The sequence below is a fragment of the Desertibaculum subflavum genome (genome assembly GCA_003576705.1).
Taxonomy (GTDB): Bacteria; Pseudomonadota; Alphaproteobacteria; order Ferrovibrionales; family Ferrovibrionaceae; genus Desertibaculum; species Desertibaculum subflavum.
In genome coordinates this window covers 37,598-44,013 of the sequence record QOZS01000048.1, presented here as the reverse complement: position 1 = coordinate 44,013, position 6,416 = coordinate 37,598, and the positions used below count along the sequence as shown (strand labels likewise).

Annotated in this window: 8 protein-coding genes; 6 read left to right on the top strand and 2 right to left on the bottom strand. The window is 68.7% G+C overall.

Features of this window, described 5'->3' with window-relative positions:
• From DT074_RS21425 to DT074_RS21415, 3 genes are all read left to right on the top strand, one after another.
• The coding region (locus DT074_RS21425) for a PD-(D/E)XK nuclease family protein (protein ID WP_368744830.1) at window positions 1-651 on the top strand (651 nt) is incomplete at its 5' end.
• A gap of 77 nt (window positions 652-728) precedes the next feature.
• Complete coding sequence (gene trxA, locus DT074_RS21420; RefSeq protein ID WP_119421905.1) at window positions 729-1,049, top strand: thioredoxin TrxA; 321 nt, start codon at window positions 729-731, stop codon at window positions 1,047-1,049.
• Window positions 1,050-1,215: 166 nt separating this feature from the next.
• Window positions 1,216-1,455: a hypothetical protein gene (locus DT074_RS21415; RefSeq protein ID WP_162915078.1), complete on the top strand. Its 240-nt coding sequence runs from the start codon at window positions 1,216-1,218 to the stop codon at window positions 1,453-1,455.
• Here the strand turns inward: DT074_RS21415 and DT074_RS21410 are convergent.
• Complete coding sequence (locus DT074_RS21410; RefSeq protein WP_368744829.1) at window positions 1,452-2,516, bottom strand: class I SAM-dependent methyltransferase; 1,065 nt, start codon at window positions 2,514-2,516, stop codon at window positions 1,452-1,454. The genes DT074_RS21415 and DT074_RS21410 overlap by 4 nt on opposite strands.
• Before the next feature lie 13 nt (window positions 2,517-2,529).
• The gene (gene lgt, locus DT074_RS21405) at window positions 2,530-3,333 is read right to left on the bottom strand and encodes a prolipoprotein diacylglyceryl transferase (protein WP_119421903.1); all 804 of its coding nucleotides are present in this window, start codon (window positions 3,331-3,333) and stop codon (window positions 2,530-2,532) included.
• Between the two features lie 104 nt (window positions 3,334-3,437).
• On the opposite strand from lgt, the gene DT074_RS21400 reads away from it, so the two are divergent.
• The 3 genes from DT074_RS21400 (at window position 3,438) to DT074_RS21390 (ending at window position 6,375) form a co-directional block, all read left to right on the top strand.
• Window positions 3,438-4,832, top strand: coding sequence for an aspartate aminotransferase family protein (locus tag DT074_RS21400; RefSeq protein WP_119421902.1), 1,395 nt, complete (start codon window positions 3,438-3,440; stop codon window positions 4,830-4,832).
• Window positions 4,833-4,874: 42 nt separating this feature from the next.
• Window positions 4,875-5,234: a DUF427 domain-containing protein gene (locus tag DT074_RS21395; RefSeq protein ID WP_119421901.1), complete on the top strand. Its 360-nt coding sequence runs from the start codon at window positions 4,875-4,877 to the stop codon at window positions 5,232-5,234.
• 112 nt (window positions 5,235-5,346) lie between these two features.
• Window positions 5,347-6,375, top strand: coding sequence for a hypothetical protein (locus tag DT074_RS21390; RefSeq protein ID WP_368744828.1), 1,029 nt, complete (start codon window positions 5,347-5,349; stop codon window positions 6,373-6,375).
• Window positions 6,376-6,416: the final 41 nt, after the last annotated feature.

Here is a 6,416-nt window from a genome sequence, read left to right as displayed (position 1 = left end):
GCCGCAACGGACCGGCCCGCCGCGCTGGCAACGCGCGCGCTGCCGGGTTGGGCGCTGTCCGCCGCGCCGCCGGAGCCGGTGCCGCCGCGGCCCCTCGCACCCTCCCGCCCCGACGGCGACGAGGCGTCGATGCTGCCCCCGTTCGCCGCGACGAGAGAGCGTTTCCGCCGCGGCCTTCTGATCCATCGCCTGCTGCAGACGCTGCCCGATCTCGCCGCCGAGGCGCGGCCGGCCGCCGCCGCCGCCTATCTGGCGCACGCCGCACCGGAGCTCGACGAAGCGGCGCGCGCCGATCTCGCCAGGGAAAGTCTGGCGCTGTTCGATCTGCCGGAGGCCGCCCCGCTGTTCGGTCCCGCCTCGCGCGCCGAGGTGCCGATCACCGGCCGGGTCGGCGATGCCGTCGTGTCCGGCCAGGTCGACCGCATCGCCATCACCGACGATGCGGTGCATCTGGTCGACTACAAGACCAACCGCCCGCCGCCCGCCCGCGTGGAGGACATGCCGGCCATGTATCGCCGGCAGATGTCGCTATATGCCGCGGTTCTTCGCCAAATTTTTCCGAACCGTGCGGTGCGTGCGGCGATTCTCTGGACCGACGGCCCCAGGTTAATGAATTTGCCAGCGCATATGCTGGACAACCCGGTGCCCTGACCCATGCCTTGACGTTGTTCGGGGGCGCTACCTACATTCAGGCAAGCGAACCCGCTGCGCCTGGAGGGGCCACCCGAATGAGCACGACCAAGATCACCGACCAGTCGTTCGAGACCGATGTCCTGAAATCAGGTGCGCCGGTCCTGGTCGACTTCTGGGCGGAGTGGTGCGGCCCCTGCAAGCAGATCGCCCCGGCGCTGGAGCAGATCGCCGAGGAGATGAAGGGCCAGATCACCGTCGCCAAGATGAACATCGACGAGAACCAGCGCATCGCCAGCCAGTACGGCGTGCGCGGCATCCCCACCCTGATGCTGTTCAAGGAAGGCAAACTGGTGGCCACCAAGGTCGGCGCCATGCCGAAGACGCAGATGGTGGAGTGGATCCAGGGCAAGATCTGAGCCGCACGATATTCGATCGATTCGTTAACGAACGGCCGGGGCGCCAGGCGCTCCGGCCGTCGCCGTTTCTGGCGCCAGGCTGGACGTCGGCACCGTCCCGGCCGATCATGGCGGCGGCGTTGACGCGAGGCGGGTGATGGCGAACGACGAACCAGGGGATGGAATCGTGTCCGCCGGCGCGACCCCGACCGAGCTTGTGGCCGATGGCGTGACCTCGGTCTCGGTGCGCCGCGGCCTCGCCAAGGTCGAGTTCTACCGCGTCGCCGGCATGACCAGCGATGGCCGCGCGGAAGTGCGCGTGCCGGTGCTGCGAGTCGCCCTGCCGGTCGCCGGCCTGCAGGAGCTGACGGTGGCGCTGCGCCGCCTCTCGGACGCCGCCGCGACCAAGCGAACCGAGAACGGTTAGAAGCCGGCCAGCGGCGGCGGCGCCGGACTGGCGAGGCCGAGCACGAGGAACAGGCGGCCCATGGCGTCCGCTCCGGTGAGCCGCGCGCGCTGAGCGGCAAACGCCGCCGCACGATCCGGCGCGGCGCGGCTCAACATATCGGCCCGCGCGGCGATGCCGATCGTCTCCAGGAACGCCCCCTGCCCCACGGGCCCCGCGATCCGCGCGCCGGCGCGACGCGCCACAGCGGCCAGGGGCTCGAAATCGACATGGCTGGTCAGGTCGGCCTCGCCCAGGTCCTGCAGGACGGATGCGAAGCGATGGCCCCGCATTGCCTGCAGCGTGTCGCCGGCGCCGCCATGCGGGCTGCCATAGTCGACCAGCAGCGCCGCACCGCCTTCGGCGACGAGATGCCGCGCGAGCTGCTCGACCACGGCCTCGCGCGCCGGCGACCATTCGACGACCGTCCCGGCCGGCGCGGCACGGTGCCGACGGAGCAACGCCGCTGGATCCGCGAGCGGCGGCGATAGCGCGAAGTGCAGGCGTTCGTCGTCGCCAGCCGCGACCAGCCGCTCGTGCCAGCCGGCGGCCGACCGCTCGAACTGCCGGATCGGCAAGGCATCCAGGAACTCGTTGGCGATCACGACAGCCGCTCCCGGCGGCAGCGCAGACAGATCGTCGTGCCATTCGACGTCTGTCCCTGCCAGCGCCTCGTGCTGGCGCTGCCGCAAGACCGGGCTGGTCTCGACCAGATGCACGGTCGCCGCGGCGCGGCAAACGGGCAGCGCCCGGCCGATGGCGCGCAGCGCGTCGCGCATCAAGGTGCCGCGGCCGGGACCGAGCTCGATCAGGCGGAACGGGCGCGGCCGGCCCATGCGGTCCCACAGATCGGCGCACCACAGCCCGATCAGCTCGCCGAACATCTGGCTGATCTCGGGCGCGGTGATGAAATCGCCCTGCGTGCCGAACGGATCGCGGGTCGCGTAGTAATGCGCGCCCGCCTCGGCCATCAGCCGCGCGACGGGCTGCGGACCTTCGAGACGCAGCAGGCGGGCAAAACGGGCATGAAAGCCGTCGCTCACGCCAGGAACCCGGTCATGATCGCGGCTTGGCCAGCCACATGAAGGCGAGGCCCACCAGCACCATCGGGATCGACAGGAGCTGGCCCATGGTGGCGCCGGCAACCAGATAGCCGAGGAAGGCATCGGGCTCGCGGAAGAACTCCGCGACGATGCGGGCGAGGCCGTAGCCCACCAGGAAGGTGCCGGTGAGAAAGCCCGGCCGCTTCGCCGCCGGCACCTTGTTGGCGACGAGCCACAGCACGATGAACAGCACCACGCCTTCGAGCAGCGCCTCGTAGAGCTGGCTCGGATGCCGCGGCGCCGGCCCGCCGGTCGGGAACACCATGGCCCAGGGCACGCTCGCATCCGCCGTGCGGCCCCACAGCTCGCCGTTGATGAAATTGGCGATCCGCCCGAAGAACAGGCCGAAGGGCGTGCACCGCGCGGCGATGTCGGCGACGTCGCGCCAATCGAGCCCGCGCTTCCAGCTGAACAGCAGGATCGCCAGCGCGACGCCGACCATCCCGCCATGGAACGACATGCCGCCCTGCCACACCGCGAAGATCTCCAGCGGATGGAACAGGTAGTGGCCGGGCTTGTAGAACAGCACATAGCCGAGCCGCCCGCCGAGCACGACGCCGAGCGTCACCCAGATCAGGAAATCGTCCATCGCCTGCGGGGTGACGCGTGACCCGGGCGCCGCCGCGAGCCGGAGCGAGTAGCGCCAGCCGAGCACGATGCCGGCAATGTAGGCAAGCGCATACCAACGGATCACGATCGGCCCGAAGGCGAACAGAACCGGGTCGATCTCCGGATAGGGAATGATGAGGGGGCTCACGGCGCCCCCGCAAGGCAGCCTTGTGCCGCCGGCACGCCCGAACCTTTGACACCGGCCGGCCGCCGCGCGTTAATGGCGCCGACACGCGTCCCGGAGGGAGTTTCATGTCGGTCCGCCCGAATTCGCCGCAGGCCCGCGATATCGCGCATGTGCTGCATCCCTATACCCACCTCGCCAAGCACCAGGAAACCGGCCCGCTGATCCTGACCCGCGGCCAGGGCATCCATGTGTTCGACGATACGGGCAAGCAGTACATCGAGGGCCTGGCGGGATTGTGGTGCGCCTCGCTCGGCTTCAACGAGAGCGAGCTGATCGACGCCGCGGTCAAGCAGATGCGGGAGCTGCCCTACTATCACGGCTTCGGCTCCAAATCGACGCTGCCTTCCATCGACCTTGCCGAGAAGCTGAAGGCGATGGCGCCGGCGAACTTTTCCAAGGTGCTGTTCGTCAATTCGGGCTCGGAGGCGAACGACACCCAGATCAAGCTCGCCTGGTACTACAACAACGCCCGCGGCAAGACGAAGAAGAAGAAGTTCATCAGCCGCATCCGCGCCTATCACGGCATCACCATCGCCGCGTCCAGCCTGACCGGCCTGCCGGCCAACCACCGCGATTTCGACGTGCCGCTGCCGGGCTTCCTGCATACCGACTGCCCGCACTATTACCATTTCGCGGAGCCGGGCGAGACCGAGGAGGAGTTCGCGACGCGCCTCGCCAAGAACCTCGAGGACATGATCATCCGCGAGGGCCCCGACACGGTGGCGGGCTTCGTCGCCGAGCCGGTGATGGGCGCCGGCGGCGTCATCGTGCCGCCGCGCACCTATTTCGAGAAGATCCAGGCGGTGCTCGCCAAGTACGACATCATGTTCATCGCCGACGAGGTGATCTGCGGCTTCGGCCGCACCGGCAACCCCTGGGGCTGCCAGACCTACGGCATCACGCCGCAGGCGCTCTCTTGCGCCAAGCAGCTTTCCTCGGCCTATCTGCCGATCGCCGCCGTCATGATCGGCGAAGAGCAGTTCCAGGCCATGGTGGAGGGGAGCAAGAAGATCGGCACCTTCGGCCACGGCTTCACCTATTCCGGCCATCCGGTCTCCGCCGCGGTGGCGCTGCGCACCTTGCAGATCTACGAGGAGCGCCAGACCTTCGAGCACGCCAAGACCGTCGGCGTGCGCTTCCAGGCGCGGCTGAAGCGTCTGGCCGATCACCCGCTGGTCGGCGAGACGCGCGGCGTCGGCCTGATCGGCGCGGTCGAGCTGGTTGCCGACAAGAAATCGCGCACTAACTTCGATCCCAAGCAGGCGGTCGGCATGTACGCATCGACGCGGGCGCAGGAGCACGGGCTGCTGATCCGCGCCATGATGAACGACAGCATCGGCCTCTGCCCGCCGCTGATCATCACCGAGGCGGAGGTGGACGACCTGTTCAACCGCCTGGAGAAGGCGCTGGACGAGACCGAGACCTGGGTGAAGAAGGAATCGCTCCGCCCGGCCGCCTGAGCCGGGCCCCAACCTACCGAGGAGACAGGGAGGAGGCAGACCGTGAAGCTTCCCGGTCCCGACCATCCGATTACCATCGGCGCCAACCCGCGTCGCGTCCGCGTCACCAGCAATGGCCGGATCGTCGCCGACACGACGCGGGCCCTGACGCTCAAGGAAGCGTCATATCCCGCCGTGCAGTACATCCCGCGCGAGGATGCCGACATGACCTTGCTCGCGCGCACGGCGCATAAGACCCACTGCCCCTACAAGGGCGATGCCAGCTATTACAGCCTGCAGATCGGCGGCAGGACGGTGGAGAACGCCGTCTGGAGCTACGAGGCGCCGTATCCGGCAATGCGCGAGATCGCCGGGCACCTCGCCTTCTATCCGAACCGGGTGGACGCGATCGAGGAAATCTAGAGACAGGCTCCGGCGGGAACCTTCGATCGATTCGGGCGTTCACAGCTGCGAGCCGATCGCCGCGTTTCCCTGCTGGACGATGCCCTCTCCTGACAAAGCCGAACTTGCGACCGTGGTCGCTGCGCATGGTGCAGCCGAGCTGCCGGCCGTCACCGTCGATACCTACAATGCGGAGCTGCGCGACGGCGGCGGCTTCATCGGCGACCGCGCCAGCAACCGCGCCTTCTATGCGCTGCTCGACGATTGGCGCGACCGTCTCGCCCAGTTCGGCGACGATCCGTTCGGCGACGAGGCGGGCGGCGAGCTCAGCAAGAAGGCGCTCGACAAGATCCTCGCGTCCGGCGATGCCGAAGCCGCCGGGGTGATCCATGGCGCGATCGAGGATTTCGCGGGCGAGCTCGCTGCCGTCATCCGCCGCTTCCTCAAGCTCAAGGGCTGGAAGGACACGGAAGCCATCGTCGTCGGCGGCGGTTTTCGCCGCAGCCGCATCGGCGAGCTCGCCATCGGCCGCACCTCCGTGCTGCTCAAGGCTTCCGGCCACGACATCGACCTGAAGCCGATCGGAAACCATCCCGACGAAGCGGGCCTGATCGGCGCCGTGCATCTGGCGCCATCCTGGATCTTCAGCGGGCACGACTGCATTCTCGCCGCCGATATCGGCGGCACCAACATGCGCGCCGGCCTGGTGACCCTGGGCTCGAAGCGCGACGGCGATCCGCGCAAGGCCGCCGTCGAGCATTCGGAGCTGTGGCGGCACCGCGATGACAAGCCGAGCCGCGACGAGGCCGTGGAGAAGCTCGCCAAGATGCTGGGCGCCATGATCCGCCGCGCGCAGAAGGAAAAGCGCCGCCTGGCGCCGTTCATCGGCATCGGTTGCCCCGGCATGATCGGGCCGGAGGGCGGCATCGAACGGGGCGGCCAGAACCTGCCCGGCAACTGGGAAGCGAAGAGCTTCAACCTGCCGCATGCCATCCGCGAGGCGGTCCCGCAGATCGGCAAGCACGACACCGTGGTGGTCCTGCACAACGATGCAGTGGTGCAGGGCCTGAGCGAGCTTCCGGAGATGGCAGAGCGCGAGCGCTGGGGCGTGCTCACCATCGGCACCGGCCTCGGCAACGCCCGCTTCACCAACCGGGATTGAGGCGCGCCCAAGACAATTCGGGTGCGGCCGGGTATGTGTTC